This window comes from Bradyrhizobium sp. USDA 4504 (assembly GCF_054063995.1).
The window spans coordinates 2806147-2831423 of sequence record NZ_JBSSGV010000001.1 but is presented as its reverse complement, the minus strand read 5'-3'; the positions used below and the strand labels follow the sequence as shown (position 1 = coordinate 2831423).

Annotated in this window: 21 protein-coding genes; 7 read left to right on the top strand and 14 right to left on the bottom strand. The window is 65.5% G+C overall.

The annotated features are described in order from the left end of the window. Positions 1-986 precede the first annotated feature (986 nt). Positions 987-1208 carry a DUF3606 domain-containing protein gene (locus tag ACVMB1_RS12875; RefSeq protein ID WP_076828958.1) on the bottom strand — a complete coding sequence of 74 codons (222 nt, stop codon included), beginning with the start codon at positions 1206-1208 and terminating at the stop codon, positions 987-989. Positions 1209-1466: 258 nt separating this feature from the next. Here ACVMB1_RS12875 and ACVMB1_RS12870 point away from each other — a divergent pair, with 258 nt between their 5' ends. Next, complete coding sequence (locus ACVMB1_RS12870; RefSeq protein WP_141341298.1) at positions 1467-2663, top strand: acetylornithine transaminase; 1197 nt, start codon at positions 1467-1469, stop codon at positions 2661-2663. A 138-nt stretch (positions 2664-2801) separates the two neighbouring features. Here ACVMB1_RS12870 and ACVMB1_RS12865 read toward each other — a convergent pair whose 3' ends face one another. From ACVMB1_RS12865 to pcsA, 3 genes are all read right to left on the bottom strand, one after another. Continuing rightward, positions 2802-3776 carry a quinone oxidoreductase family protein gene (locus ACVMB1_RS12865; protein WP_050384723.1) on the bottom strand — a complete coding sequence of 325 codons (975 nt, stop codon included), beginning with the start codon at positions 3774-3776 and terminating at the stop codon, positions 2802-2804. A 158-nt stretch (positions 3777-3934) separates the two neighbouring features. Beyond that, positions 3935-4660 carry a TerC family protein gene (locus ACVMB1_RS12860; RefSeq protein ID WP_141341302.1) on the bottom strand — a complete coding sequence of 242 codons (726 nt, stop codon included), beginning with the start codon at positions 4658-4660 and terminating at the stop codon, positions 3935-3937. Continuing rightward, the gene (gene pcsA, locus ACVMB1_RS12855; protein ID WP_057018701.1) at positions 4657-5385 is read right to left on the bottom strand and encodes a phosphatidylcholine synthase; all 729 of its coding nucleotides are present in this window, start codon (positions 5383-5385) and stop codon (positions 4657-4659) included. Before pcsA ends, ACVMB1_RS12860 begins: the two co-directional genes overlap by 4 nt. A gap of 132 nt (positions 5386-5517) precedes the next feature. Here pcsA and ACVMB1_RS12850 point away from each other — a divergent pair, with 132 nt between their 5' ends. Next, entirely contained in the window at positions 5518-6702 is a 1185-nt protein-coding gene (locus ACVMB1_RS12850; RefSeq protein ID WP_141341304.1) for a UbiH/UbiF family hydroxylase, read from the top strand. A 70-nt stretch (positions 6703-6772) separates the two neighbouring features. Here the strand turns inward: ACVMB1_RS12850 and ACVMB1_RS12845 are convergent, their stop codons facing one another. Beyond that, on the bottom strand, positions 6773-7726 hold the full coding sequence (locus tag ACVMB1_RS12845) for an AEC family transporter (protein WP_057018703.1): 954 nt from the start codon (positions 7724-7726) through the stop codon (positions 6773-6775). A gap of 121 nt (positions 7727-7847) precedes the next feature. Here ACVMB1_RS12845 and hspQ point away from each other — a divergent pair, with 121 nt between their 5' ends. After that, on the top strand, positions 7848-8180 hold the full coding sequence (gene hspQ, locus ACVMB1_RS12840) for a heat shock protein HspQ (protein ID WP_021081543.1): 333 nt from the start codon (positions 7848-7850) through the stop codon (positions 8178-8180). Positions 8181-8227: 47 nt separating this feature from the next. Here the strand turns inward: hspQ and ACVMB1_RS12835 are convergent, their stop codons facing one another. Next, positions 8228-9502 (bottom strand): MFS transporter, encoded by a 1275-nt coding sequence (locus ACVMB1_RS12835; protein ID WP_200844480.1) that lies wholly within the window; start codon positions 9500-9502, stop codon positions 8228-8230. Between the two features lie 339 nt (positions 9503-9841). Then, positions 9842-10672 carry an invasion associated locus B family protein gene (locus tag ACVMB1_RS12830; RefSeq protein ID WP_141341306.1) on the bottom strand — a complete coding sequence of 277 codons (831 nt, stop codon included), beginning with the start codon at positions 10670-10672 and terminating at the stop codon, positions 9842-9844. A 385-nt stretch (positions 10673-11057) separates the two neighbouring features. Here ACVMB1_RS12830 and ACVMB1_RS12825 point away from each other — a divergent pair, with 385 nt between their 5' ends. From ACVMB1_RS12825 to ACVMB1_RS12815, 3 genes are all read left to right on the top strand, one after another. Next, on the top strand, positions 11058-12791 hold the full coding sequence (locus ACVMB1_RS12825; protein ID WP_246786658.1) for an extracellular solute-binding protein: 1734 nt from the start codon (positions 11058-11060) through the stop codon (positions 12789-12791). A 29-nt stretch (positions 12792-12820) separates the two neighbouring features. After that, on the top strand, positions 12821-14374 hold the full coding sequence (locus tag ACVMB1_RS12820) for an AMP-binding protein (RefSeq protein WP_141341308.1): 1554 nt from the start codon (positions 12821-12823) through the stop codon (positions 14372-14374). A 107-nt stretch (positions 14375-14481) separates the two neighbouring features. Continuing rightward, entirely contained in the window at positions 14482-15708 is a 1227-nt protein-coding gene (locus tag ACVMB1_RS12815; RefSeq protein ID WP_057018705.1) for a hypothetical protein, read from the top strand. A gap of 63 nt (positions 15709-15771) precedes the next feature. Here ACVMB1_RS12815 and ACVMB1_RS12810 read toward each other — a convergent pair whose 3' ends face one another. From ACVMB1_RS12810 to ACVMB1_RS12790, 5 genes are all read right to left on the bottom strand, one after another. After that, positions 15772-16707, bottom strand: coding sequence for an arginase family protein (locus ACVMB1_RS12810; RefSeq protein WP_018271602.1), 936 nt, complete (start codon positions 16705-16707; stop codon positions 15772-15774). After that, positions 16704-17804 carry a M20/M25/M40 family metallo-hydrolase gene (locus ACVMB1_RS12805; protein ID WP_456835106.1) on the bottom strand — a complete coding sequence of 367 codons (1101 nt, stop codon included), beginning with the start codon at positions 17802-17804 and terminating at the stop codon, positions 16704-16706. The genes ACVMB1_RS12810 and ACVMB1_RS12805 overlap by 4 nt, the downstream gene beginning before the upstream one ends. 142 nt (positions 17805-17946) lie before the next feature. Next, complete coding sequence (locus tag ACVMB1_RS12800) at positions 17947-18612, bottom strand: amino acid ABC transporter permease (protein ID WP_141341309.1); 666 nt, start codon at positions 18610-18612, stop codon at positions 17947-17949. An 8-nt stretch (positions 18613-18620) separates the two neighbouring features. Further along, positions 18621-19415, bottom strand: coding sequence for an ABC transporter substrate-binding protein (locus ACVMB1_RS12795; RefSeq protein WP_141341311.1), 795 nt, complete (start codon positions 19413-19415; stop codon positions 18621-18623). A 27-nt stretch (positions 19416-19442) separates the two neighbouring features. After that, positions 19443-20219, bottom strand: a complete 777-nt coding sequence (locus ACVMB1_RS12790; protein WP_038386315.1) for an amino acid ABC transporter ATP-binding protein — start codon at positions 20217-20219, stop codon at positions 19443-19445. Positions 20220-20409: 190 nt separating this feature from the next. Between ACVMB1_RS12790 and ACVMB1_RS12785 the strand changes: the two genes are divergently transcribed. Then, on the top strand, positions 20410-21315 hold the full coding sequence (locus ACVMB1_RS12785) for a LysR family transcriptional regulator (protein WP_076828905.1): 906 nt from the start codon (positions 20410-20412) through the stop codon (positions 21313-21315). Between the two features lie 25 nt (positions 21316-21340). Here ACVMB1_RS12785 and mfd read toward each other — a convergent pair whose 3' ends face one another. Next, positions 21341-24859: a transcription-repair coupling factor gene (mfd, locus tag ACVMB1_RS12780; protein ID WP_141341312.1), complete on the bottom strand. Its 3519-nt coding sequence runs from the start codon at positions 24857-24859 to the stop codon at positions 21341-21343. Next, entirely contained in the window at positions 24856-25146 is a 291-nt protein-coding gene (locus ACVMB1_RS12775) for an FAD assembly factor SdhE (protein ID WP_141341314.1), read from the bottom strand. Before ACVMB1_RS12775 ends, mfd begins: the two co-directional genes overlap by 4 nt. Positions 25147-25277: the final 131 nt, after the last annotated feature.

Below are 25277 nucleotides of genomic sequence, written 5' to 3'. Positions count from 1 at the left end.
CAAGGCTAGAACAGCACGCGGGCCGGTAGCAACTGCGCGGGGTTTCCGCTCCGTAGGAACGCCGCTTCTTTCCGTTCGTTAACGGAACATCACCGCACGGCTAGTGGCAACTATCGGTGATGAGATCGCCCGGTTTAGCGCTCCGGCCCAACACCAGCAGGGAGCAACGCCATGACCAGCAAGCGGCGTCGTTTCAAGCAAACCCAATCACTGCAAGAACGCCTAGCCGACGAGGCCGTGCGCTCGCAGGCCAAGGCACTCTCTCCGTCTGCAAAAAAGAAGCCCTGCTCAGGAGAGCCCGGCAAGGCGAGACCCCAGCCAATCTGACGGAGTGGCTGACGACCCCAGGTTCACGAGCGCCGATCTAGGCCGCGCCATGATCAACCAGCCCCAATTCGATTCCTATTCGACGGCTGCGCGCGTCTGTCTAGGAGTTGCGGTCTTTAGCGCCACGATGCTCGCTGCACCGATGACGAGCATTCTTATGTAATAGGGCCTCTCAGTTGGCCGGTCTGCAGCGAGGCTGACGTATTACCCCTATTCGCGCAGTAGAAAGGGCCCCAGCTGCGAAAGCTGAGGCCAGTGTTCAGCTGGGCGTCTCAGTGCCGGTAGCGGTGCGGCACCGAACAGGGCGAACAATGCGGCCGCAAGCGCTTCGTTCCTACTCATAAAAAAGGCCCCTGCATCCGGATCATGCAGGGGCCAAGCTGGATCGCCGCACCGCTGTTCACCGAGAAGCAACGGTCGTCGTCCTAGGGCAGAAAAAACACGAAATGAAAATCACGCGCCCTCTTGCCCGGATCATCCCAACGACATCCAGTTCCGGAAATAACTCGTGTGAATCTCGGCGAGACAAATTGCCGCTTTTTCCTGTCCCAAGCGACGGTCCCAATAGAGATGGTCGCGAATGTGCCCCGGGTCTTCGGGGGCAAGACCCGGGGCACGTTCATTCGTCTAATGCCGCTCTGCCGAGGAGCGGCGCATTGCTAACGACGCGTCGAAGGTACCGTTCCTAACGTCTTCCTTATCGCCGACCCGAGCCGGCGCTCAACTCGCTTGCGGCTATTGCCGACCTTCTTGACGGCCTTCTTCACCGATGCTGCCGACTTCCGGGTTTTCCTCGCCTCATAGCTCACCTCGTAATCCTGCCCGCCGGCGACGCGCGCACGGTCCTGCTTGCGACCGCGCGCGGTCTGCTTCCGCGCTATGCCCGTCGAATGAGGCGCTGTCCGCGCTTGACACCACCGCCCCTCTCGCTGTATGGGCCTGCGCCATGAAGCTGAACCGGACCCACCGCCGCGCCATCTGCCGTCGTCGCACCCGCGACGATGCTGGGCTGCGCCGTGTCCGACGCCATCGCTGATCCTATAAATCAGCCGAGGTTTTCGAGAAGGCCGCGCCCCCAAGCGCGGCCTTCTCGCTTTTCGGCCTGACCTTTCCCAACACCGACCCCAGAGGAGATCGACATGACCAACGCTACCCATCCGTTCGATGCGCTGATGGACATCACCGCTCGCCCCGAGGTCGTGTTCGTACGCGGCGCCGGCTCGTATTTGTGGGACAGCAACCGCAACCGCTATCTCGATTTCGTGCAGGGCTGGGCCGTCAATCCCCTCGGCCACTCCCCGGTCATCGTGGCCGACGCGCTGGCGGCGCAGGCGAGACGGCTGCTGACGCCGAGCCCGGCGTTCTACAACGAGCAGAGCCTGAAACTGGCAAAGCTGCTGGTCGACAACAGCTGCTTCGACCAGGTGTTCTTTGCGAACTCAGGCGCGGAGGCCAATGAGGGTGCGATCAAGCTCGCGCGCAAATATGGCACGAAGTACAAGAACGGCGCGCATGAGATCATCACCTTCGAAGGCGGCTTCCACGGCCGCACGCTCGCGACCATGTCGGCCTCGGGCAAGAAGGCGTTCGAGCCCCTGTTCGAGCCGAAGGTCTCGGGCTTCCGCAAAGCCAGACTGAACGACATCGAGTCGGTGCGAAAGCTGATCACGTCGTCGACGGTCGCGGTCATGCTGGAGCCGATCCAGGGCGAGGCCGGCGTCTGGCCCGCGACGGATGAGTTCTTGCAGGAGTTGCGGGCGCTGACCCAGCAGCGCGGCCTGCTGCTCATTGTCGACGAGATCCAGACCGGCATCGGCCGGACCGGAAAGCTGTTCGGCTATCAGCACGCCGGGATCGAGCCCGACATCATGACGCTCGGCAAGGGCATCGGCGGCGGCGTGCCGCTCGCGGCCCTGCTCGCGACCGAGCATGCCTCGTGCTTCGATCACGGCGATCAGGGCGGCACCTTCAACGGCAATCCGCTGATGTGCGCCGCGGGGCTTGTCGTGCTCGATCAGATCGGAAAGCCCGATTTCCTGAAATCGGTCGTCGATGCCGGCCTTTTGCTCGAGCGCGAATTGCAGCGGCTGTCGTCGCGGCACGGTCTCGGCGAGATCAGGGGCCGCGGCCTCCTGCTGGCGCTCGACCTCAAGATGCCGATCGGTGCCGCCGTGGTTGCCGAGGCGTTCGCGGCCGGCGTGCTGATCAACTCGCCGCAGCCGGACACGCTGCGCTTCATGCCGGCGCTGAACGTGACGCGGGAGGAGATTTCCCTTGTCATCGACTGCCTGGATACGGTGCTGACCAAGGTCGGCGCGGCGCGGCGGGTGGCGTAGGATCCTCCCCGCTCGTCATTGCGAGAAGCGAAGCGACGAAGCAATCCACCTTCCCGGGTGGAGAGGTGGATTGCTTCGCGGAGCCTGTCATCCGGCGGCGCTTTGCGCCGACCGGGTGGCTCGCAATGACGGCGAGAATTACGGCCGCAGGATCGCTGCGCCCGTCGTCGCCCGGCTCTCCAGGTCGATATGCGCCTTGGCCGCATCCTTCAGCGCATAGGCGTGGTTGATCGGCACATGCAGCTTGCCGTTGATCACGGCGGCGAACAGCGTGTCGGCGCCTTCGAGCAATTCCTTGCGGGTGCCGACATAGTCGTTGAGCTTGGGCCGCGTCGCGAACAGCGAGCCGTGGTTGTTGAGCTCGGCGAGCGGGAACGGCGGTACCGGGCCCGACGCGTTGCCGAAGGAGACGAACAGACCGCGTGGCCTGAGGCAGGACAGCGATCCCGGGAACGTGGTCTTGCCGACGCCGTCATAGACGACGTCGCAGAGCTCGCCGCGGCTGATCTGCTTGACGCGTTCGACGAAGTTCTCCTCGTTATAGAGGATGACGTGATCGCAGCCATTGGCGAGCGCGAGATCGGCCTTCGCCTTCGAGCCGACGGTACCGATGACATGCGCGCCGAGCGCCCGCGCCCATTGGCAGGCCAGCAGCCCGATGCCGCCCGCCGCGGCGTGGATCAGCACGCGATGGCCGTGCTCGACCTTGAAGGTCTTGTGCAGGAGATACCAGACCGTGAGGCCCTTCAGCATCAGCACGGCGCCCTGCTCGTAGGTGATATGGTCGGGCAGCTTGACGAGCTTGTCGGCCGGGATGACGCGCTCGGACGCGTAGCCGCCGAGATTGTAGTAGTAGGCGACGCGATCGCCGGGGTGGAAATTGGTCACGCCCGGACCCACGGCCAACACCTCGCCTGCAGCCTCATTGCCGGCAATGAACGGCAGGCCGGGCGCCTTGTAGAGGCCGGTGCGGAAATAGACGTCGATGAAGTTCAGACCGACCGCATGCTGGCGGATCCGGACCTCGCCCGTCCCCGGCGCGCCCACCTCGACGTCCTCGTAGGTCAGGACTTCCGGGCCTCCCACCTGGTGCACGCGCACAGCCTTGGTCATGTCGTCGCTCCCCTCAATATCAGCGTCAAGCGAGCGAATGCCATCGCGGCCGGCTTGTCAACCAAGCGGGCCGGAACCGGCTACGCCACGTTCCGGAAAAGTGGGAAGCGGCTTTCCCTCGCGACAAACGCGCTGCGTTTGCGCGGAGATCATGCCCATCAGCGCGCCGGCTTCCTGCGGTTGCGCTTGGCCATGACGTTGAACGCCTCGACCGCGGCCGAGAAGGCAATCGCGAAATAGATGTAGCCGCGCGGAATGTGGAATTTGAAGCCGTCGGCCACCAGCGCCACGCCGATCAGCACCAGGAAGGCCAGCGCCAGCATCTTGGTGGTCGGATGCTCCGCGACAAACCGCGCCACCGGTCCCGACGAGATGTACATGATGACGCAGGCGATCACGACCGCCGCGATCATGATCTCGATGTCCTGCGCCATGCCGATCGCGGTGATGATCGAATCCAGCGAGAACACCAGGTCGATAATGATGATCTGCACGATCACCCAGAAGAACGCGCTGGCGCTCGGCCTGTCGCCGGCTTCCGCCTCGCGCGCCTCGACCTCGCCGTGGATCTCATGGGTCGCTTTCGCGATCAGGAACAGGCCGCCGCCGATCAGGATGATGTCGCGCCACGACAGCGCGACGTCGCTGACTGATATCACCGGTTGGGTCAGCCCGATCAGCCAGACCAGGATCGAGAGCAGCAGAATGCGGAACACCAGCGCCAGCAGCAGGCCGATCTGCCGCGCGCGCTTGGCCTGCGCCGGCGGGATCCGCGACACGATCACCGACAGGAAAATCACGTTGTCGATGCCGAGCACGATCTCGAGCGCAGTCAGGGTCAACAGCGCCGCCCAGGCTTCCGGGCTGGTGATCAGTTGCATCATGCTCTGAAGGCTTTCATCCGGCGGATCACGGTATCGCTGCCGATGATGTAGACGGCGATGGCGCAGAGACCGAAGGTGATCGGGGCTCCGACCACGAAATCGTTGGCGAGCGTGTACATGCCGAGCAGCGCCCATGCGCCGAGCAGCCACAGCGTCAGCCAGCGCAGCCGCACCACACGCAGCGGATGCAGCACGTGGAACGGCGCGAAGGTCAGCACGATCAGGAGCGCGACCACGATCGTCGACAGCACGGGCGGCAGATGCAGCAGGAACAGGTAGAACGCCGCCGCATTCCACAGCGCCGGGAAGCCGCGGAAATGGTTGTCATCGGCCTTCATGCGGCGGTCGGCGAAATACAGCGCGCTGGAGACCACGATGCCGATGCCGAGGATCGGCGCCGCCAGCGGCAGCAGCATGCCGCTCGCGGTGATCGCATAGGCCGGCACGAACACATAGGTGACGAAATCAACCACCAGGTCGAGCACCTCGCCCGACCAGTTCGGCTGCAGCCGCACCACGTCGAGCCGGCGCGCCAGCGGGCCGTCGATCCCGTCGATGATGAGCGCGACCCCGAGCCAGGCGAACATGTTGGCCCAGTGCTCGCGCACCGCCTCCAGCATCGCCAGCAGCGCGACCCCGGCGCCGAGCGCCGTGAAAATATGAACGGTGAATGCGGCGGTCCGCATCCGTTCTGGCAACGCATCGGGCTGGCTCGAATGCTCCATCGGCCGAGTGCTATCAGGAATCGGACCGGTTTGCATATGCGGTCTTGCGGCGTTCCGCCGCGCAAAGCGTTGGAGACTCTTGGTGGTTACCGATGGCTTGAAAATCGGGCCAAGCATGTCAAATGTCCTGATATGACCGACAGCTCGCTGGATTATGACGTTATCGTAATAGGCGGCGGTCCGGCCGGATTAACGGCTGCGATTGCCCTTGCCGACGCAGGTGCGCGGACTGCGCTGCTGGCGCGCCGCGCGCCCTATGCCGACAACCGGACCACCGCGCTGCTCGGTGCCTCGACCGATATCCTGGATCGGCTCGACGTCTGGCGGCGCTGCAGCGACCGAGCGGCGGCGCTCAAGACCATGCGCCTCGTCGACGACACCGGCCGCCTGATCCGTGCGCCCGAGGTGCGCTTTTCGTCCGATGAGATCGGCCGCGAGCAATTCGGCTTCAACATCGACAACCGCTCGCTGGTCGCGGCGCTCGAGGACCGCGCCGGCGAAATGTCCGCGCTGACGCGGTTCGACGATGAAGCCGCCTCGGTGCGGCCGGACGATGCCGCGGTTACCGTGGTGACGCGGCAGGGCCAGTCGCTTCAGGCCCGGCTCGTGGTCGGTGCCGACGGGCGCAATTCATTGTCCCGCGAGGCCGCCGGCATCGAGGTGACAAGCCGCGAGCTCGGGCAGTCCGCCCTCACCTTCAACGTCACCCACACCCGGCCGCACCACAACATCTCGACCGAGTTCCACACCGAGCACGGCCCCTGCGTGTTCGTGCCGCTCAGCGGCGTCAGAAGCAGCGTGGTCTGGGTCTCGGCGCCCAAGGAGGCCGAGCGGCTGATGGCACTCGGCGACGACGAATTGTCGCTCGCCGCCGAGCGGCAATCGCATTCGATCCTCGGCCGCATCGAGGTCCAGGGCGGCCGTCACGTGTTTCCGCTCGCGATCGAGCGGCCGCGGCAATTCGCCAAGGACCGGATCGCGCTGGTCGGGGAATCCGCCCATGTGCTGCCGCCGATCGGCGCGCAGGGCCTCAATATGGGACTGCGCGATGCCGCCGATATCGCCGAGATCACCGGCCAGGCGATCGGTCGTGGCGAAGATCCCGGCGCGCCCAATGTGCTGTCGCGCTACCAGGCGGCGCGGCGCCCCGATGTCGCCAGCCGGACCTGGGCGATCGACATCGCCAACCGGTCGCTGCTGAGCGATTTCCTCGGCATGCAGACGGCGCGTGCTGCCGGCCTGCATCTGCTCGGCGCATTCGGCCCGTTGCGGCGCCTGGCGATGCGCGAAGGCCTCGCGCCGTCGTGGCGGCGGTGAGCAAAGCGTTTTCGAGCGAAGTGGGTACCGGTTCGCGTTAAGAAAATGCGTCAAATAAGAAGCGCGCCGATCAGGGAAACACCAGCCGTCCGCTCTGGATGAACCACATCACGCTGGTCAGCGTGACCACCGAGGCGAAGGTGCCGATCAGCACCGCGACCGACGCCGGCTCGATCCAGGTGTCGTTCTGCCGCGCGATCACGAACACATTGAGCGCCGGCGGCAGCGAAGCCATCAGCACCGCTGTCGCGGCCCAAGGCTGCGCGAACGGGCCGAACAGCAGCATCAGGCCGAACGCCAGCAGCGGATGGATCAAAAGCTTGATCGCGACCACGCCCGGGACCTCCCACGGCACCCGCTCGAACGGCCGCAGCGCCACCGTGATGCCGAGCACGAACAGCGCTGTCGGCGCGGCGGCGTTTTCCAGGAACTGGATGGTGCGATCGAGCGCGACCGGGATCGGGATGTGAAACGCGGCGACCAGCGCCCCGAACACCGCCGACATGATCAGCGGGTTCTGCACGATCTGTCGCAGCACCACGCCGAGTGCGTGCAGCAGCGAGGGATGGTCGCGGTCGGTGAGCTCGATCAGCAGCGGCACGATCGAGAACAGGAAGATGCTGTCGCAGCAGAAGATCAGCGCCGTCGGCGCCGCCGCCTTGGCACCGAGCACGGCGAGCGCGAGGCCAGGCCCCATATAGCCGATATTGCCGTAGGCGCCCGACAGGCCGGCCAGCGTCGCCTCGCGCAGCGTGAGCCCGCCGATCAGCTTGCCCGCGACCATCGCCAGGAAGAATGCGAGCACGGTTCCGAGCGTGGTGGCGATCAGAAATGGCGGGTTGTTCAGCTGCGCAAACGGCGTCTTGGACATGATCCCGAACAGCAGCGCCGGCAACGAAACGTAAAGCAGGAAGAAATTCATCCAGGCGAGCCCGCTCTCTGGCAAATCCTTGGCCTTGCCGCACGCATAACCGATGAAGATCAAGCCGAAATACGGCAACGCCAGATTGAGGATATCGATCATTCTGAAAGTAGTTTCTCGGCCGGATTTCGGGTCGTTTTTGCAGGGCTGGAATCGGTAAAGCGCGGGTTAATTCGGACCTTAGCCCCTAGCATCGGCCACAATGTTGGTCTATCGACGAGCCATGATCAAAGCGCGCACCGCCAAGTTTCAGATCGGGCAGATCGTCCGTCACCGGGTGTTCTCCTTCCGGGGCGTGATTTTTGATATCGACCCGGAGTTCAACAACACCGAGGAATGGTGGCTGTCGATCCCCGAGGACATGCGGCCCCACAAGGACCAGCCGTTCTACCATTTGCTCGCGGAAAACTCGGAGACCGAGTACGTCGCCTATGTCTCGGAGCAGAACCTCTTGCCCGACGAGTCCGGCGAGCCGATCCGGCATTCGCAGGTGGCGGAGATCTTCATCAAGGATAAATCGGGCGGCTACCGTCCGCGCAATCCCTCGCTGAACTGAGGTCCGGCGGCGCTCCGGCGAATGCCACGGCGTTCGCGCTGCCACGCTCACACCCCCTCGCGCCTGGCCAAGACAACCGCGATCGCCCAGACAACAAATCCCGCCAGCGCCAGCCCCGCGCCGACGAGGCCGGTCGACGTCCAGCCATAGCCGGCTGCGACCGCCATTCCGCCGAGCCACGGACCCAGCGCATTGGCGACGTTGAAGGCGGAGTGGTTGAGCGCCGCGGCGAGGCTCTGTGCCTCGCCCGCGACGTCCATCAGGCGGGTCTGCAACACGGTGGCGAGCGCCCCGCCCAGCCCGATCAGGAACACGTCGGCGGTCAGCGTCCAGAAATTTCCGGCCGCCAACGGATAGAGCGCGAGCGTCGCCGCCGACCACAGCAGGAGCCCGCCCGCGGTTGCCATCAGCGCGCGGTCGGCGAAGCGCGGCACGATGATGTTGCCGGCGGTGAGGCCGGCGCCGAACACGCATAGCGTGACCGGCACCAGCGCGGGCGAGGTGTGGGTCACCGCCAGCATGGTCGAGGCCAGGTAGGTGTAGACCGAGAACAGCCCGCCGAAACCGATGGCGCCGATCGCCAGCGTCAGCCAGACATGCTTGCGCCCGAGTGCCGACAGTTCGCGCAGTGGGCTCGCCTTGCTGTTGGCGGCATCACGCGGGGCGAAGATCAGGACCAGGACCGCGGTCAAGAGCGCGAGGCCGGCGACGATCGCGAAGGCCCAGCGCCAGCCGATCGCCTGCCCGACCCCGTTGGCGAGCGGAACGCCGATCGTGGTCGCGATGGTGAGCCCCAGCAGCACGCGGCCGACAGCCGCCGTGCGCTTGTCTGTCGGGACCAGCGAGGCCGCGACCAGCATGGCGATGCCGAAATAGGCGCCGTGCGGCAGCCCCGCCAGGAAGCGCAGCGCCAGCATGGCGTGATAATCGGGTGCGAGCCCCGAAAGGCCGTTCATCAGCGCGAAGAAACCCATCAGCGCGATCAGCAGCGTCCGCCGCGTCATGCGCGCCGACAACACCGCGATGACCGGCGCACCGACGACGACGCCGAGCGCGTAGGCGCTGATCGCGTGGCCGGCCTGGGGCTCGCTGACGTGCAGGTCGTGGGCGAAGAACGGCAACAGGCTCATGGTCGCGAATTCGGCGATGCCGATTGCGAAGCCGCCCATCGCCAGCGCGAGATGGACGATGCCGGGATGAAACGTTCCGGGGACGTTGTCCTGGCTGACGCGAACGCCAGCATCGACCGAAGCACCGCCGGCCGGCTGCTCCCGAGGCCGGGAGCGCAGTTCCCGCCGCTGCGTGCCGGCTTGCTGGGACATTGCGCGACTTCCATGACTGCGAGCGGCGGCCAGGATTCGCGGAAGAACCACGCGCGCATTCGCGCATCGAAGGCGCCGTTCGCGCTTTCGTCTGGCCTCCCGTATCGGATTTATGATTGTGCTTCGACGCCGGATTGGTCCGGACAAGGCACCAACGATGCGCGCTCATCGCGCGACGCAATCGAAGCACCCTTCGACGACCATCGCACACGATCTGCGCAATCACCAGCGCAGCAGGCTGCCAGCAGCCAGTCTGTTTCGCATGACAAAAAAGGCGCCCTTCCGGGCGCCTTTTAATCGCGATGATCTCGCGTTTTCTCGAACGCGTGATTGAAGTGCTTACTTGGCCGCCGGGTTGGCCGGCGCCGGAGCCTGCGCAGAGCCACCGCCGGCGCCTTCCAGCTTCTTGCGCTGCTCTTCGGCGCGCTTCTGCAACTCTTCCTGCAGCTTCTTCGAGTTTTCCTCGAACACCTTCGGATCGGTCGGCGGGCCGTCATAGGCCTTGGCGAATTCGGTGTTGAGCGGCAGCGGCAGCGTCAGCGGCGCGCCGTTGGAATTGATCGCCTGGACCACGAGGTTCTGGCCCTTCTTCATGTTGGCGATCAGCTCGGGCGTTGCTTCATAGTCGGACATGCAGCCGTTCTGGAAGCAGATCACATAGGGCGCCTGCTGCGGCGGGTTGCCGTCGACGATGATGCGGGTGCCGTGCACGAGCTGCATGCCGAGCGGCAGCGTGACGCGCAGGATCTTCTTCGGCTCGCCTTCCGGCTCGATGATCACGGCGGCGATCACCGGCTGGCCGGACTCGATGCGGCCGTCCTTGCCGGTGAAGCAGACCTGCTTGGCGTTGGCTTCCTGGCCCTTCAGGCAGAACTTGGTCCAGGGGGCGTAGATCAGCTGGATCTGCTGATCCTGCGCCGGCGGCTGGGCGGCCGCATTGGGCGGCTGGCCGGCGGCCGGTGCTTGGGCGGGCGCCTGGGCTGCCGGAGCCTTCGGAGCTGCCTTGGGTGCCGCCTTGGGCGCAGCCTTCGGTGCCGCAGGCGCCGGCGCTGCCGGCTGCTGGGCCCGAGCGGCAGGAACCAGGAGCGCTGCAGAGAATGCCGTCGCCGCCATCAGGGCAACAATTCGCCCATGCGGCCGGACCGGGGCGGCCAAGATACGGAAATTCATTGCGGAAAACCCTTTCTGAACGGAAGCCCGAAACCGCTGCAGGCGCCGACACATAGCCGTTTGGGCGGCTGTCTCCTAGTCAATTGAGGCGGATACGTGACAGGCGTTCCCGCCTTCGAATTGCACGCCTTCAATACAGCGGCGCGCGGAAAGATCAATGCCGACAAGCGGATTTGCGCCCATCTCGCGGCGAGTTTCAGCGGCCTGTGATAAACCTCCGGACGTGACGTTTCGCGAATCAAATCCGGCGCCTCACGCACGTGTTCCCGGGCACACTTGGCGCGCCGCATGGGCCGCCATCTGGCTGGTGTTGGGATTCCTGGGCTTGGGAGTCCTGACGAGCGGGCTGGTCCCTGCGGCCGCCGCCGAGAGCCACGCCATCGCGATGCATGGTGCCCCCGCGCTGCCACCCGACTTTACCCACCTGCCCTATGCCAATCCCGACGCTCCCAAGGGCGGCCGCCTGGTCCAGGGCGTGATCGGCACCTTCGACAGCCTCAATCCCCTGATCATCAGGGGCATCGCCGTGCAGCAGGTCAGGGGCTACGGCTATGAGCGCGGTTATGTCTACGAAAGCCTGATGGCGCGGGGCAATAACGAGCCGTTCACGCTGTACGGCCTGCTCGCGCGCAGCGTCGAGACCGACGACGCCAGAAGCTATGTGACATTCCACATCGATCCACGCGCCCGCTTCTCGGATGGCCGGCCGGTACTGGCCGACGACGTGCTGTTCTCGCTGGCGCTGCTGCGCGACCATGGCCGTCCGATGCACCGCCAGTATTATTCGAAAGTCGCAAAGGCCGAGGCGCTCGACTCGCTCACGGTCCGGTTCGATTTCGGCGGCGTGGCGGACCACGAATTGCCGCTGATCCTCGGCCTGATGCCGATCCTGCCGCGGCACGCCATCGACCCCGAAAAATTCGAGGAAACCACCTTGGCCCCACCGATCGGGTCCGGCCCCTACCGCGTGACGGCGGTCAAGCCCGGCGCCAGCGTCACCTTCACGCGCGACCCCAATTATTGGGGCCGCGACCTGCCCATCAACCGCGGCCTCTGGAACTTCGACGAGATCAGGCTCGATTACTACCGCGAGGCCAACGGCATGTTCGAGGCCTTCAAGCGCGGCCTGTATGATTTCCGGACCGAGACCGAGCCGTTGCGCTGGCACGACGGCTATGACTTCCCGGCGGCGCGCAACGGCGAGGTGATCCGCGACACCATCAAGATCGGCACGCCGCGGCCGTCCGAATTCCTGGTTTTCAACAGCCGGCGGCCGAAATTCGCCGACCTGCGGGTGCGTCAGGCACTGGCGATGCTGTTCGATTTCGAATGGGTCAACCGCAACTATTATTTCGGACTGTTCTCACGCGCCGGCGGTTTTTTCGCCGGATCGGATCTGTCCGCCTATGGCCGCCCCGCCGACGATCGCGAGCTCGAGCTGCTCAAGCCATATCTGTCGCACATCCAGCCCGATATCCTCGACGGCCGCTATCGTCTGCCGGTCACCGACGGGTCGGGGCGCGACCGCGGCCTCCTGCGCACTGCGCTCGCGCTGCTCGCCGAGGCGGGCTACGCGCTCGACGGCACGGTCTTGAAGCAGCGCTCGACAGGGACGCCGCTGCGCATCGAGATCCTGGTGACGACGCGCGAGCATGAGCGGATCGCCCTCGCCTATCAGCGCGACCTGAAGCGGGCCGGCATCGAAGCCGCGGTGCGGGTGGTCGACGCGGTGCAGTTCGAGCAGCGCCGGGTCGGCTATGACTTCGACATGATCCCCATCCGCTGGGACCAGTCGCTGTCGCCGGGCAACGAGCAGTGGTTCTACTGGAGCAGCCAGGCCGCCGATGTGCCGGGCACAAGGAATTACATGGGCGCCAAGGATCCCGCCATCGACGCCATGATCGCGGCGCTGCTCGCGGCGCGCGAGCGGCCGGCCTTCGTCTCGGCGGTGCGGGCGCTGGACCGGGCCCTGATGTCGGGCTTCTACGCTATCCCCCTATTTAACTTGGGAGAGCAATGGATCGCGCGCTGGAATCGGATAGAACGGCCTTCGACCACGGCGTTGACGGGCTACCTGCCGGAAACCTGGTGGCAGAAGCCCGCCGCGCAGTCCAAGTGATTTCCAAGTGATTTGCGACCCGATGCGGCATGACCTGGTCCGATCGAAGCGATGCAACCGACGTTGAACCTGTGAACCAGTCGATCACCTCGCCAACGCTCGATACCTTGTTCAAGCGCATTTTGGCGCGGCAACCCGAGGCGCTGGCGCTGGTCGACCCGCTCAACAAGCAGCGCATCACCGGACAGACCCGCAAGCGCCTGACCTATGCCCAGGCCGACCGCGCGATCTCGGCGATCGCCGCCCACTTCGTGCAGAGCGGATTGCCGGCCAACACGGTGATCGCCGTGCAGCTGCCCGGCACGGTCGAATTCGCCTTGACCGTCCTTGCCGCGCATCGGGTCGGCCTGGTGGTGGTGCCGCTGCCGCTGCTGTGGCGGCAGGCCGAGCTGACGTCCGTGCTCAACCGCACCGCGGCGCGGGCGATCGTCAGCTGCGGCCGGATCGACGGCGTCTCCTATGCCGACATCGCCATGAACGCCGCGGCCGAAGCGTTCTCGATCCGCCATGTCTGCGGCTTCGGGACCGATCTGCCCGAAGGCATGGCGTCGCTCGACCAGGCGATCCTGGAGGACTCCCGGGCCTCGCGCCCGATGATCCAGGACGGCCGCAAGCCGGCGCTGATCTCCTTCGACGTCACCAGCGAAGGTCTTCGTCCGGTGCCGCGGGCGCATTTCGGCCTGATAGCCGGCGGGCTCGCGATGTCGCTGGAGAGCGATCTGCCGCAAGGCGCCACCATCATGTCGGCATTCGCGCCGATGTCGTTCGCCGGCATCTGCGCGTCGCTGGTGACCTGGCTGCTGTCGGGCGGAACGCTGGTGCTGCACCACCCGTTCGACGAGGAAGCGTTCGAGACCCAGTTCAACGATCACACCTGCAACACGCTGATCGCGCCGGCGCAGCTCGTACTGCGGCTCGACGAGCGCGGCCTGTCGGAGCGCCTGCCCAGCCTGCGCACCGTGATTGGCCTCTGGCGTACGCCCGAGCAGGTTGCCTCCAGCGCGCACTGGAGCTCGCGGCGGGTGACCATGACCGACGTCTATCTGTTCGGCGAGGCCGGGCTGTTCGGCGCCCGCCGCACCGCCGAGGACGGATCGCCGGCCGTGATCAAGCCGGGGCCGCACAGTGCGCCGCGCGAAGCGCCCGGCGCATCGGTCGCCGGCGAGATCCTGCTGACGCCGAAGGGCACGCTCGGCCTGCGCGGCCCGATGGTGCCGGTCGCCGCCTATGCGCCGCCGCCTCCGCCCGGCGACAGCCTGATCGCGCCGCCGCCGCGCGATTTCGTCGACACCGAATATGCCGCGCGGGTCGATCGCGCAACCGGGGCCGTCAACATCACCGCGCCGCCGTCGGGGGTGATGACGGTCGGCGGCTACCGCTTCCTCGCCCAGGAGCTGCAGGAATGGTCGCGCCGCCTCGGCCAGGGCGCGCTGCTCACCGCATTGCCGGACCGTCTCAGCGGCCACCGGCTGGCCGGACGGGCACAGGACAATGCGCGCGCCCGCGACGCTCTCACAGAACTTGGGCTTAACCCTTTGATGGTCGAAGCATTTCGCGACCGTGGCGGCGCCGGGTTGAGTTAAAATCTTATCATTGTGTTAGTCTTATCATTGTGTTGACGCCGCATTAAGCCATGCGAACTAGCATCGCAGCCGTTGCTGATCTTAAGCATTGGTTTTCGAGCGTTCGAATGTCCCAGCAAGGTCCGGTCCTCATCGTATCGGCGTCGACAAAGCCGTCGTTTGCCGCAGCCCTCGATGAGACGAAACTCTTCCCGGTCGTGGTCACCGACTGGAACGAGGTCGGACGGGCCATCGAGCAGGTCAAGCCGGCCGCGATCATCGCGGCCGCCGAGGGGGTCGACTTCGTCACCCTGTCGGGCCTCGCCAAGCGCGCCGCCGCCCGTGCGCCGTATCTGCCGCTGATCGCGGTCGATCCCGCGACCACCCTGCCCGACACCGTGATCGCATTCTTCCAGAGCAAGGGTCTGCCGGATCGGCTGGTCGCCCGGCTCAACGCGTCCTTACGCGTTCGCGCGCTGCATTCTACCGTGATGCGCCGCCTGGTGCCGCCGGCACCGATCGCCCTGTCTGACATCGATCCGATCGGAGAGGCCACCGCGCTGTTGATCGGCCGCGGCGGCGCCTACCCGACGCTGTCGGTCGCGCTCGGCGAACGCGCCGGTGTGGTCGGCGCATTGAGCATCGAGGCCGCCGCCAAGCATCTCTCGAGCCGCGACATCGACGGCATCGTGCTGGCGGAAGGCTTCACGCCGCGGGTGATGGATGCGTTCCTGACCGTGCTGACCGAGGATGTCCGCTTCCGCCCGTTGCCGGTGATCGTCGCCTCGGGCGAGCTGACGCCGCGATACGAGCTGCCCAATCTCGAGATCGTCACGGCCGGGCCGACCCGCATCGCCGACATGGCGCTGCCGATGATCCGCCAGCACGCCTTCGAGGCGCGGCTCGGCCGCATGCTGAAGGCGATCGACGCCAAGGGCCTGATCGATGCCCGCACCGGCCTGCTCACCAAGGCCGCGTTCGAGCGCGACTTCGCGACCGCGGTCTACCAGACCGCCGAGCGCGGCGGCGCGCTCTCGGTGGCACGCTTCACCTTCGACAACACGCAGCCGCGCGCGCAGTTCGACGGCGCGCGGATCATCAGCCGGCTGATGCGCCGAGCCGATTTCGGTGCCGTGCATGACGAGCGCTCGCTGGTCGTGGCATTCGCTGGCACCGACCTGCGCAACGCGCAGGCGATCACGCGGCGATTGGCGAGCGTCATGCGCCACACCCAGAACGGCCGCCGCGACGCCCGCGCCGAGCCCGCCGTCAGCGTCGCAACGCTGATGCCGGGCGATTCCGCACTCTCGCTGCTGGGGCGGCTGTTCGGAGCGCCGGAGCGCGCGGCGTCGTAAGGCCCGCGGATTTTAGGGCACGGTCATCGCCGGCGTAGCATGACCGATCAAGCCGCTGCGATTTCAGTCCGGCAACAGCCCCATGCCCGCGGCAAGCAGCACGAGAGCCTCCATGATCATATGGGCGCAGAGCTGGGCGGCCATCCCCTGAACGTCCTGTGGCGGGCTGACCGTGTTGAAATCCATCGCGACGATATTCAAGCCTGAAAGGCTGCGCAGCAATTCGATCCCCTCGCGGGCCGACAGGCCTCCCCAGGCGGGCGTGCAGACGCCGGGAGCAACCGATGGATCGAACACATCCATGTCCCAGCACAGATAGACCGGCCGCGCGCCGACGACCTGGCTGAATTCCGCGACGGTCTGCGCGAAACCGCGCCGCATCAGCTCCTCGATCGTGACGACGCGAAATCCGAGCGACCGCGTATGTTCGAGCACACCCGGGCAATAGGTGAAACCGCGCACGCCGATGTGCCAGGATCGGCCGGCGTTCACCACGCCTTCCTGCGCCGCGTTGGTGAACTGCGTGGCCGCATTGTACCGATCGTCCGGCGTATACGGATATGCATCGGTATGGCTGTCGATATGCAGTGCGACGAGATCCTTGTGATACCGGGCGGCGGCGCGCATCAGCGGAAGCGAGACCGAACCGTCGCCGCCGATCCCGACCGGCACCGCGCCAAGCTCGAGAATCCGGCCAGCGGCAGCCTCGATCTTGACAAAGGCGTCTTCGATGCGTCCCGGCACCAAGGCAACATCGCCGGCATCGACTGCACCCAGCAATGACAGCACATCGACGTCGGCGAGCGACGGATGATAGCGGCGAATGAGCCGCGACTCCCGCCGGACCTCCAGGGGACCTTGCCGGGCGCCGACGCGGAACGGATGCGTGCCGCAATCGAACGGCACGCCGAGCACGGCAGCGCGGCTGCCCGGCCGCGGTAACCCCGCCGGCAATCCCATGAATGTTTCCGGACCCACGAAACCCGCCACGTCGCTCATTCTCTGTTCTCTCTTGTCAGCATGTCGAAGGCGGTCAGCGCGTGCACGCGCGACACCGTCGCCAGTTCGGCGATGTCAGCGTACTCGTCCGGCGCGCCCATGTTGTGAGGTGTCGGTCCATAGACGACCGTCGGGATTCCGGACATGCGAAACCAGCGCGCATCGGAGCCGCCGACGCGCATGTTGATCGCCGGCGCCCTGCCGATGATGTCCGTCGCCGCAGTTGCGCAGCGCGTGACGATCTCGTCACCGGGGCCGGTGTGATTGGGTTCGAAACAGCGCAACACGCGCCATGTGATCCCGGGCAGATCGAGCACCTCTCGCAACAGCGCCAAAACAGCTTCCGACGTGACGCCGACCGGCAGACGCAGGTCGATGGCCGCTCGCGCCTGGCTCGGCACCAGGTTCGGTGACGAACCGCCACTCACCGTTCCGATGTTGACTGTGACGCTCGACAGGACGTCGGCTTCGCCGGCGCCGCACAACGGTTCGGAGACAGGCCTTGCGCGGCGGATGGCATCCGCCACATTGACCGGCATCACAACCGCCAGGCTGCGCAGCTTACTCACTCTGTCCAGCGCTTCGCGCAAGCGATCGATCGCATTGATGCCGAGATGGACATGCGCGCCGTGCGCCGCGTAGCCCTCCGCCTCGATCTCGATCCAGAGGAATCCCTTCTCGCCGAAGCGCAGCACCATCGGCGAACCGGCGTCGCCAATGATCACGGCGTCTCCGCTGGCATGGGAGACCTGGTCGAGCAGGTATTTGGTGCCATACGGACCCATGCTTTCCTCGTCGCCGGCGAGCGTCAGCACCACCTCTCCCGCCCATGCCTCGCGCTGCTCGGCCAGTGCGGCCATCGCGGCCATTGATGCCGCAATGCCGCCCTTCATGTCAGCCGCGCCGCGGCCGTAAAGGCGGCCGCCCACGACCTCTCCGTCGGGATTGACCGACCAACTCATCCGCTCCCCCAACGGATAGGTGTCGAGATGGCCGTTGAACACGATGCGGCGGCCGGGGGCATGGCCTTTGATCCGCGCGACGACGTTGACGATCTCGGCTGTCCCCGGATGCAGCTCAACCGCAACGCCCGGCACATGCGCCCTGAGGAGATCGGCCGCCAGCGCCGCGACGGCGCGTGTGTCGCCGTCCGGATTTGGCGACGCCACTCCGATCAGCCGCATCGCCAGCTCGACGACCTGGCTGGTCCGATCGCTCGAAACCGCGCGGCGAACTCGATCAACGTTGTGCAAGGCGCGCTTCCCATATGCGGATTGAGTGGGTGAGCGGCCAGCAGATCGCGAAATACACCACCGCGATGAAGGTGAATATTTCCAGCGGCCTGAACGTTGACGACGACAACTCCATGCCGCGCCGCGTGACCTCGCCGACCGACACCACGGACGCAAGCGAGGAATATTTGATGAGCTGGACGAAATTGGCGGCCAGCGGCGGCAGCACGCTGCGAATCGCCTGCGGGCCAACGATCCGCACAAAGCTCTGCGCGGGCGTCAGGCCGAGCACCTGCGCCGCCTCGCGGTGCCCGACCGGAACGGTCTGGATGCCCGCCCTGAAGACCTCGGAGATGAACACCGCCGAATAGAGCGAGAGACCGAGGATCGACGCGGCCAGCGCATCGATCCTCACATTGAAGACGATCGGCAGCACGTAATAGACCCATAGCAGCTGCACGAGGATTGGCGTATTGCGGACGATTTCGCCGACCGAAAGCGCGATGATGCGCGCGATGCAGAAGCGGGACATCTGCATGATCGCGATGACGAGCCCCAACAGGGTCGCCACCACGAGCGTGACAATTGAAATGAAAAGGGTCATTTCCATGCCGGAGGCAAGAAAGCCCAGATTGTTCGGGATGACGTCCCAGCGAAAGCTGTAGCTTTGCATCTGATGTCTCAGGGCGCGACGATCGGTCCGAGCTTGTTCTTCTCGGCGGCGGCCTTGAGCCGGCCGTCGAGCTTGATGGTGCGTACGAACAGGTTCACGTAGTTCAGCCAGATCTGGTCACCCTGGTTCATGACGTACGCGTAAGGCGTCACGGACAGGTTTTCCGGCGGCGCCACCGTCGTAGTCCAGTCGAACTGGGCATTCATTTTGATCGAGGCCGGATAATCGGTCATGACGACGTCGACGCGTTGCGCCATCAGCTCAGCCTGGGTCGTGGCGGGAGGTGCGACCGCGACGGTCTTGGCGTTCTTGAAGTAGGACCGCATGAAGTTCTCGACATAGCTGCCGAGCGAGACGCCGGCGTTGACGCCCGGCTTGTCGATATCCGCCCAGGATGTGATCGGGCCGCCTTTGCGCACGACGGCATAGACGCCGCTCGTCAGATACGGGTCCGAGAACGCGACGGCCTGCGCACGCTTCATCGTCGCCCCGACGCCGAACATGCCGAGATCGCATTTGTTGGCCTGCAGGTCGGCGATGAAACTGCCAAAGCTGGTCTCCACATAGTCCAGCTTCACGCCCATGTCCTTGGCGAGTTCCTTGGAGAGATCGATGTCGATCCCCTCGAGCTGTCCGCTATCTGGATTGCGGAACGAAATTGAATAGTACATCGGCCAGATGCAGACCCTGAGTACCCCGCTCTTGGTGATCTCGTAGAGGCGCGACTGCGTCTGCTGGGCAGCCGCCGGCGTCATCGAGAGAAAGAGCGCGCAAACGAAGGCAAGTCGGCGCAGATTTGGCATGAGCTTCAATCTCCTGTCGTGCAGTGATCACTCGTCAAACTGATTGAGAAAGCGCTTGGCGCGCTCGGTTGTCGGCCGTTCGAAAAAGGCGGCCGGCGTGCCGTGCTCAACGATCATCCCCTCGTCCATGAACACGACATGGCTCGCCACGCGGCGGGCGAAGCCCATCTCGTGCGTCACCACGAGCATCGTCATGCCTTCGAGCGCGAGCGTGCGCATGACCTGCAGCACCTCGCGGCGAAGTTCGGGATCGAGAGCCGACGTCGGCTCGTCGAACAGGAGTATCTTCGGCTGCATGGCAAGCGCCCGGGCGATCGCGACGCGTTGTTGCTGGCCTCCGGACAGCCTGGCCGGATAGGCATCGCGCTTCGCCTCCATGCCGACCTTCTGAAGCAGCCGTTCGGCCGTGACGACCGCCTCATCCCGGCTGACCCCGCGCACGCGCATCGGGGCCTCGATGATGTTTCCCAGCACCGTCATGTGCGGCCACAGATTGAACTGCTGGAACACCATTCCGATTTCCGGCCGCACCTTGCGGGCAGCGAGCCGCACATCGGACGATGGCCGGGCCTGCGAGACCGTCGCCCCCTCCATCACGACGCGCCCGTCGGAAGGAGCCTCCAGCAGCGCCATGCATCGCAGAAGGGTCGTCTTGCCTGAGCCGCTTGGACCGATGATGCAGGTCGACTGCCCGGTGCCCAGCGCAAGATCCACGCCGTTCAGAACGGTGTGGGCGCCGAAGCGTTTGACCACCGCTTCGGCGGCCAGGACCGACGCGGCGCACGATGCGTGGCTTGTGTTCATCCCCGCAGACCCTCCAGACGACTTCATCTCGAAACATAAGCAAATATAATGCCAATGCTCGTCACGCTCAGATTGCGGTAACATTATCTGGAATTTCGCCGGCGTGGTGTGCGAAAATTCCTTGTATTATTGGCGTTTCCCTTCATGCTCATACCACGAGCGACATCGAAACGATATATAGATATTGGTTATGGATCGGCGTCTTGTTGAGATTTTTCATGCTGTTATGCAGCATCGATCGGCAACCGAGGCCGCGCGTGCACTCGGGGTATCGCAGCCGGCTGTGAGTGCGGCCTTGAAACGGCTGGAGGCAGATGTCGGGTTTGCGCTGTTTCGCCGGGAGAGCCGCCATATCGTGCCTACGCCGGAGGCGCATCTGTTGCACAATGAAGCGATCCGGGCGCTCGCCGGGTTTGCCGAACTGGAGGACGCCGCTGCCGGAATCTCCGCAGGCAAGCGCGGCGTTCTGACGATCGCGAGTCCGGGACCTGGGATAGTCTGGCTTCCAGGCGTCGTCAGCCGCTTCCAGCGCGAGCGCCCGTCAACAACGATCAGGCTCCTGACCCGAAGCTCCGAGAATGTCCGGAGCCTGGTGTCGGCACGTGCATTCGACTTCGGAGTCGCCGAGCCGCCGTTCGACCGCACCAATGTCGTATTGCGGCGCTACCGAATGTCCCTGGACTGCGTGATGCCTGCAACGCATGCACTGGCTGACCGGAAAGTCGTCACTCCCGATCTTCTCGAGCGACATGATCTGATCATTACCTCGCAGAGCCGATCGACCTATGCCGCGGTATCTCGCGCCTTCGAAGCCAGCGGTACGCCGTTTCATCCGGCGATCGAGTGTGAATTCTTTGCCGTCGCGCTCAACCTCGTCATCGATGGCGCGGGTGTCTGCCTCGTCGACGCGCTCAGCGCGTCCGAAACGCTCAGGCGAACCAGCGGAGCGAGCAAGCTTGTCGTCCGCCCCTTCGCGCCGGCGATCCACTACGAGGTCGGAGTCCTGAAGCCGACGATCGGCGAACTCAGCGTTCTCGCCGAGCAGTTCCTGAAACTGCTCGACGACCACGTTGCGCCCTATTTGATCCGATCCTGAGCCGAGGCCTGCGTCGGACCGCGTGTTAAGCCGCCTTCTTGCTCTCGGCGAGGTTGGCGAGCTGGCGCAGGATCTCGGTGGTGCCGGCGAGCCGCTCTTCCGGAGTATCCCATTCCTGGAAGAACACCACCTTCATGTCGGGCCGCACCTTGGCGGCCTGGCCGTGCTGGCGGATGAAGCTCACCAGCCGCTCCGGATGGGCAAAGCTGTTGTCGCGGAATGCGATCACGGCGCCCTTCGGGCCGGCGTCGACCTTCCCGACATTGGCCCTTCGGCAATAGGCCTTGATCGCCGCGACCTTGAACAGATAGCGCACCTCGTCCGGCAGCACGCCGAAGCGGTCGCGCATTTCGGCGGCGAAGGCGTCGATGTCCTCGTCGGTGTCGAGATCGGCGAGCCGGCGATACAGCGACAGCCGCACGCTGAGGTCGTTGACATAGTCATCGGGGATCAGGACCGGCATGCCGATCGTGATCTGCGGCGACCAGCGGTCGGCGGCCGGCTCGGCGACGCCGGCCTTGAGGTTGACGATCGCCTCCTCCAACATCGACTGGTACAGCTCGAAGCCGACTTCCTTGATGTGGCCGGATTGCTCTTCGCCGAGCAGATTGCCGGCGCCGCGGATGTCGAGGTCGTGCGAGGCGAGCTGGAAGCCGGCGCCCAGCGTCTCCAGCGACTGCAGCACCTTGAGCCGCCGCTCCGCCTGCGCCGTGATCTTCTGCTGTGCCGGCAGCGTGAACAGCGCATAGGCGCGCAGCTTGGAGCGGCCGACGCGGCCACGCAGCTGGTAGAGCTGGGCGAGGCCGAACATGTCGGCGCGGTGCACGATCAACGTATTGGCGTTCGGGATGTCGAGACCGGACTCGACGATCGTGGTCGAGAGCAGGATGTCGTACTTGCCGTCGTAGAACGCGGACATGATGTCCTCGATCACGGTCGGCGGCATCTGGCCGTGGGCGACCGCGACCTTCATCTCCGGCACGTTCTTGTCGAGGAAATCCTTGACGCCGGCGAGGTCTTCGATCCGCGGCACGACATAGAACGCCTGCCCGCCGCGGTAGCGTTCGCGCAGCAGCGCCTCGCGGATCATCAGGGGATCGTGGGGCGCGACGAAGGTGCGCACCGCAAGGCGATCGACCGGCGGCGAAGCAATGATCGAGAGCTCGCGGACGCCGGTCAATGCAAGCTGAAGCGTGCGCGGGATCGGGGTCGCCGACAGCGTCAGCACATGGACCTGGGCGCGCAACTGCTTCAGCCGCTCCTTGTGGCTGACGCCGAAATGCTGCTCCTCGTCCACGATCAACAGGCCGAGGTCCTTGAACTTGATGGTCTTGCCGAGCAGCGCATGGGTGCCAACGACGATGTCGACGTTGCCGTCGGTGAGCCCCTTCTTGACCTGGTTGAGCTCCTTGGTCGACACCAGCCGCGAGGCCTGCGCGACATTGACCGGGAAGCCGCGGAAGCGCTCGGTGAAAGTACGCGAGTGCTGACGCGCCAGCAGCGTGGTCGGCACCACCACCGCGACCTGCCTGCCCTCCAGCGCCACGGCGAACGCCGCGCGCAGAGCCACCTCGGTCTTGCCGAAGCCGACATCGCCGCAGATCAGCCGGTCCATCGGGCGGCCGATCTCGAGGTCCTTCAAGGTCGAGGTGATGGCCCCGAGCTGATCCTCGGTCTCCTCATAGGGGAAGCGCGCACAGAACTCGTCATAGACATGCGGCTGCAGCGGGAATTTCGGCGCCTCGTGCAGCTGCCGCTCGGCCGCGATCTTGATCAATTCGCCCGCGATCTCGCGGATCCGGTTCTTCAGCTTGGCCTTGCGTGCCTGCCAGCCGCCGCCGCCGAGACGGTCGAGCTCGACATTGGCGCTGTCGGAGCCATAGCGCGACAACAGCTCGATGTTCTCGACCGGCAGGAACAGTTTTGTTTCGGCGGCATAATGCAACTCGAGACAGTCATGCGGCGCGCCGGAGACTTCCAGCGTCTGCAGCCCGACGAAGCGGCCGATGCCGTGCTCGACATGGACCACGAGATCGCCGGTTGCAAGGCTCGTCACCTCCGAGATGAAATTGTCGAGCTTGCGGCTCGCCTTGCGCGGCCGCACCAGGCGGTCGCCGAGAATGTCCTGCTCGCTGATGACGGCGAACTCGTCGGTCTCGAAGCCGGATTCCATGCCGAGCACCGCCAGCATGGTTTCGTTGCGCGGCGTCGCCTGCACGATCCGCCAGGTGTTGACGCTGGTCGTGTTCAGGAGCTTGTGGTCGCGCAGCATCGCGCCCATGCGGTCGCGCGAGCCCTCGCTCCACAACGCGATCACCACCTTCTTGCGCTGTGACTGCAGCGCGCCGACATGGCCGACCACGGCCTCGAACACGTTGACATTGCTGTCGGCGCGTTCGGGGGCGAAGTTGCGGCCCTGCCGCGCGCCGGCGTCGAACACGTCGGGCGTGCCTTCGGGCACCGCGAACGGCGTCAGCCGCGCCAGCGGCGCATCGCCGAGCAGCTTGGTCCATTCGGCCTCGGTCAGATAGAGCTGGTCCGGCGGCAGCGGCTTGTAGACCGCGCCGCTGCCCGGATGCTCCAGCGCCTCGCGCCGTGCGTCATAGTAGTCAACGATCTGCGAGAAGCGTTCGCGCGCTGCGTCCTCGCCCTGCGGCTCGATCGCAACCGTCGCCCCGTCGAGATAATCGAACAGCGTGTCCATCCGCTCCTGGAACAGCGGCAGCCAATGCTCCATGCCGGGGTGACGCCGTCCCTCGGAGACGGCTTCATAGAGCTGATCGTCGCGCCCCGGCGCGCCGAACGCGGCGACATAGCCCATGCGGAAACGCCGGATGGTTTCGGTGGTGAGCTGGAATTCCGACACCGGCACGAGATCGAGCCCGCGCATGTCGAGTAGCGTGCGCTGGGTCTCGGCATCGAAGGTGCGGATCGATTCCAGGCTGTCGCCGAAGAAGTCGAAGCGCACCGGCTGGTCGAGGCCGGCCGGAAACAGATCGAGGATGCCGCCGCGCACGGCATATTCGCCGGGCTCGCGCACCGTGGACGAGCGGGTGTAGCCATTGTGCTCGAGCCAGGCCACGACCGAATCCATCGGCACCACATTGCCGGGCGCAACCGACAGCGCTTGCGCTGCGACCTGATCGCGCGCCGGGACCCGCTGCACGGCCGCATTCACCGTGGTGAGCACAATCAGCGGCTTGTCGCTGCCGACCAGCCGCGACAACTTGGCCAAAGCGGTGAGCCGTTGCGCCAAAATGCCGGAATGCGGCGAGACGCGGTCGTAGGGCTGGCAGTCCCAGGCCGGAACCTGCATCACGGCGATATCGGGCGCAAAGAACTCCAGCGCGCGGGCGAGCTGCTGCATCCGCGTGCCGTCACGGCACACCACGGCAAGGCTGACCGCCGGCCGCTTCGGCTGCGCCGCGATCGCGCGCGCCAGGTCGGAGATGACGAGCCCTTCGGCGCCCTCGGCGACGTTGGCGATGGTCAGCACCCGGCCGGGCGCGAGCATCGCGGCCGGTGATTTCATCGGCTGTTTCATGCGCTGGGATCCGCGACCCGGAACGACTTGATGCGGGCAAACAGCGCGGTGGCATATTCGGACGGCAGCACCTTGTCGCCGGTCAGCGCCGCATAGAGGTCGGGATCCGGGACCTCGATCAAATGCTCGAGCTCGCTGAGCTCGTGATCGGACAGCTCGCCAATGGTCGCGTCGGCGAAGCGGCCGAGGATCAGGTCCATCTCCCGGGTGCCGCGGTGCCAGCAGCGAAACAAAAGCCGCTTGCGGCGGTCATCGAGCCCGCTGCTCGATCGTGTCGATCCCGTCATGTCCCAAAATCCATCCAACGCCAAAAGCCCGGACGTGCCGGGCGGGCTTGATATAGCCATGGCGATGGCCGATGTCAGCCCTCATTCGCCGCGTTTTGGGGTTTCCCTGGGCGCATGCCGTCATTGCCGGG

Coding starts and splice junctions, on each gene's coding strand:
- ACVMB1_RS12865 (WP_050384723.1), bottom strand. CDS start 3,776: ATGACCAAGGCTGTGCGCGTGCACCAGGTGGGAGGCCCGGAAGTCCTG.
- hspQ (WP_021081543.1), top strand. CDS start 7,848: ATGATCAAAGCGCGCACCGCCAAGTTTCAGATCGGGCAGATCGTCCGT.
- ACVMB1_RS12825 (WP_246786658.1), top strand. CDS start 11,058: ATGCATGGTGCCCCCGCGCTGCCACCCGACTTTACCCACCTGCCCTAT.
- ACVMB1_RS12820 (WP_141341308.1), top strand. CDS start 12,821: ATGACCTGGTCCGATCGAAGCGATGCAACCGACGTTGAACCTGTGAAC.
- ACVMB1_RS12850 (WP_141341304.1), top strand. CDS start 5,518: ATGACCGACAGCTCGCTGGATTATGACGTTATCGTAATAGGCGGCGGT.
- pcsA (WP_057018701.1), bottom strand. CDS start 5,385: ATGGAGCATTCGAGCCAGCCCGATGCGTTGCCAGAACGGATGCGGACC.
- ACVMB1_RS12860 (WP_141341302.1), bottom strand. CDS start 4,660: ATGATGCAACTGATCACCAGCCCGGAAGCCTGGGCGGCGCTGTTGACC.
- ACVMB1_RS12870 (WP_141341298.1), top strand. CDS start 1,467: ATGACCAACGCTACCCATCCGTTCGATGCGCTGATGGACATCACCGCT.
- ACVMB1_RS12785 (WP_076828905.1), top strand. CDS start 20,410: ATGGATCGGCGTCTTGTTGAGATTTTTCATGCTGTTATGCAGCATCGA.
- ACVMB1_RS12815 (WP_057018705.1), top strand. CDS start 14,482: ATGTCCCAGCAAGGTCCGGTCCTCATCGTATCGGCGTCGACAAAGCCG.
- ACVMB1_RS12810 (WP_018271602.1), bottom strand. CDS start 16,707: ATGAGCGACGTGGCGGGTTTCGTGGGTCCGGAAACATTCATGGGATTG.
- ACVMB1_RS12800 (WP_141341309.1), bottom strand. CDS start 18,612: ATGCAAAGCTACAGCTTTCGCTGGGACGTCATCCCGAACAATCTGGGC.
- ACVMB1_RS12775 (WP_141341314.1), bottom strand. CDS start 25,146: ATGACGGGATCGACACGATCGAGCAGCGGGCTCGATGACCGCCGCAAG.
- ACVMB1_RS12845 (WP_057018703.1), bottom strand. CDS start 7,726: ATGATCGATATCCTCAATCTGGCGTTGCCGTATTTCGGCTTGATCTTC.
- ACVMB1_RS12790 (WP_038386315.1), bottom strand. CDS start 20,219: ATGAACACAAGCCACGCATCGTGCGCCGCGTCGGTCCTGGCCGCCGAA.
- ACVMB1_RS12830 (WP_141341306.1), bottom strand. CDS start 10,672: ATGAATTTCCGTATCTTGGCCGCCCCGGTCCGGCCGCATGGGCGAATT.
- ACVMB1_RS12835 (WP_200844480.1), bottom strand. CDS start 9,502: ATGTCCCAGCAAGCCGGCACGCAGCGGCGGGAACTGCGCTCCCGGCCT.
- mfd (WP_141341312.1), bottom strand. CDS start 24,859: ATGAAACAGCCGATGAAATCACCGGCCGCGATGCTCGCGCCCGGCCGG.
- ACVMB1_RS12795 (WP_141341311.1), bottom strand. CDS start 19,415: ATGCCAAATCTGCGCCGACTTGCCTTCGTTTGCGCGCTCTTTCTCTCG.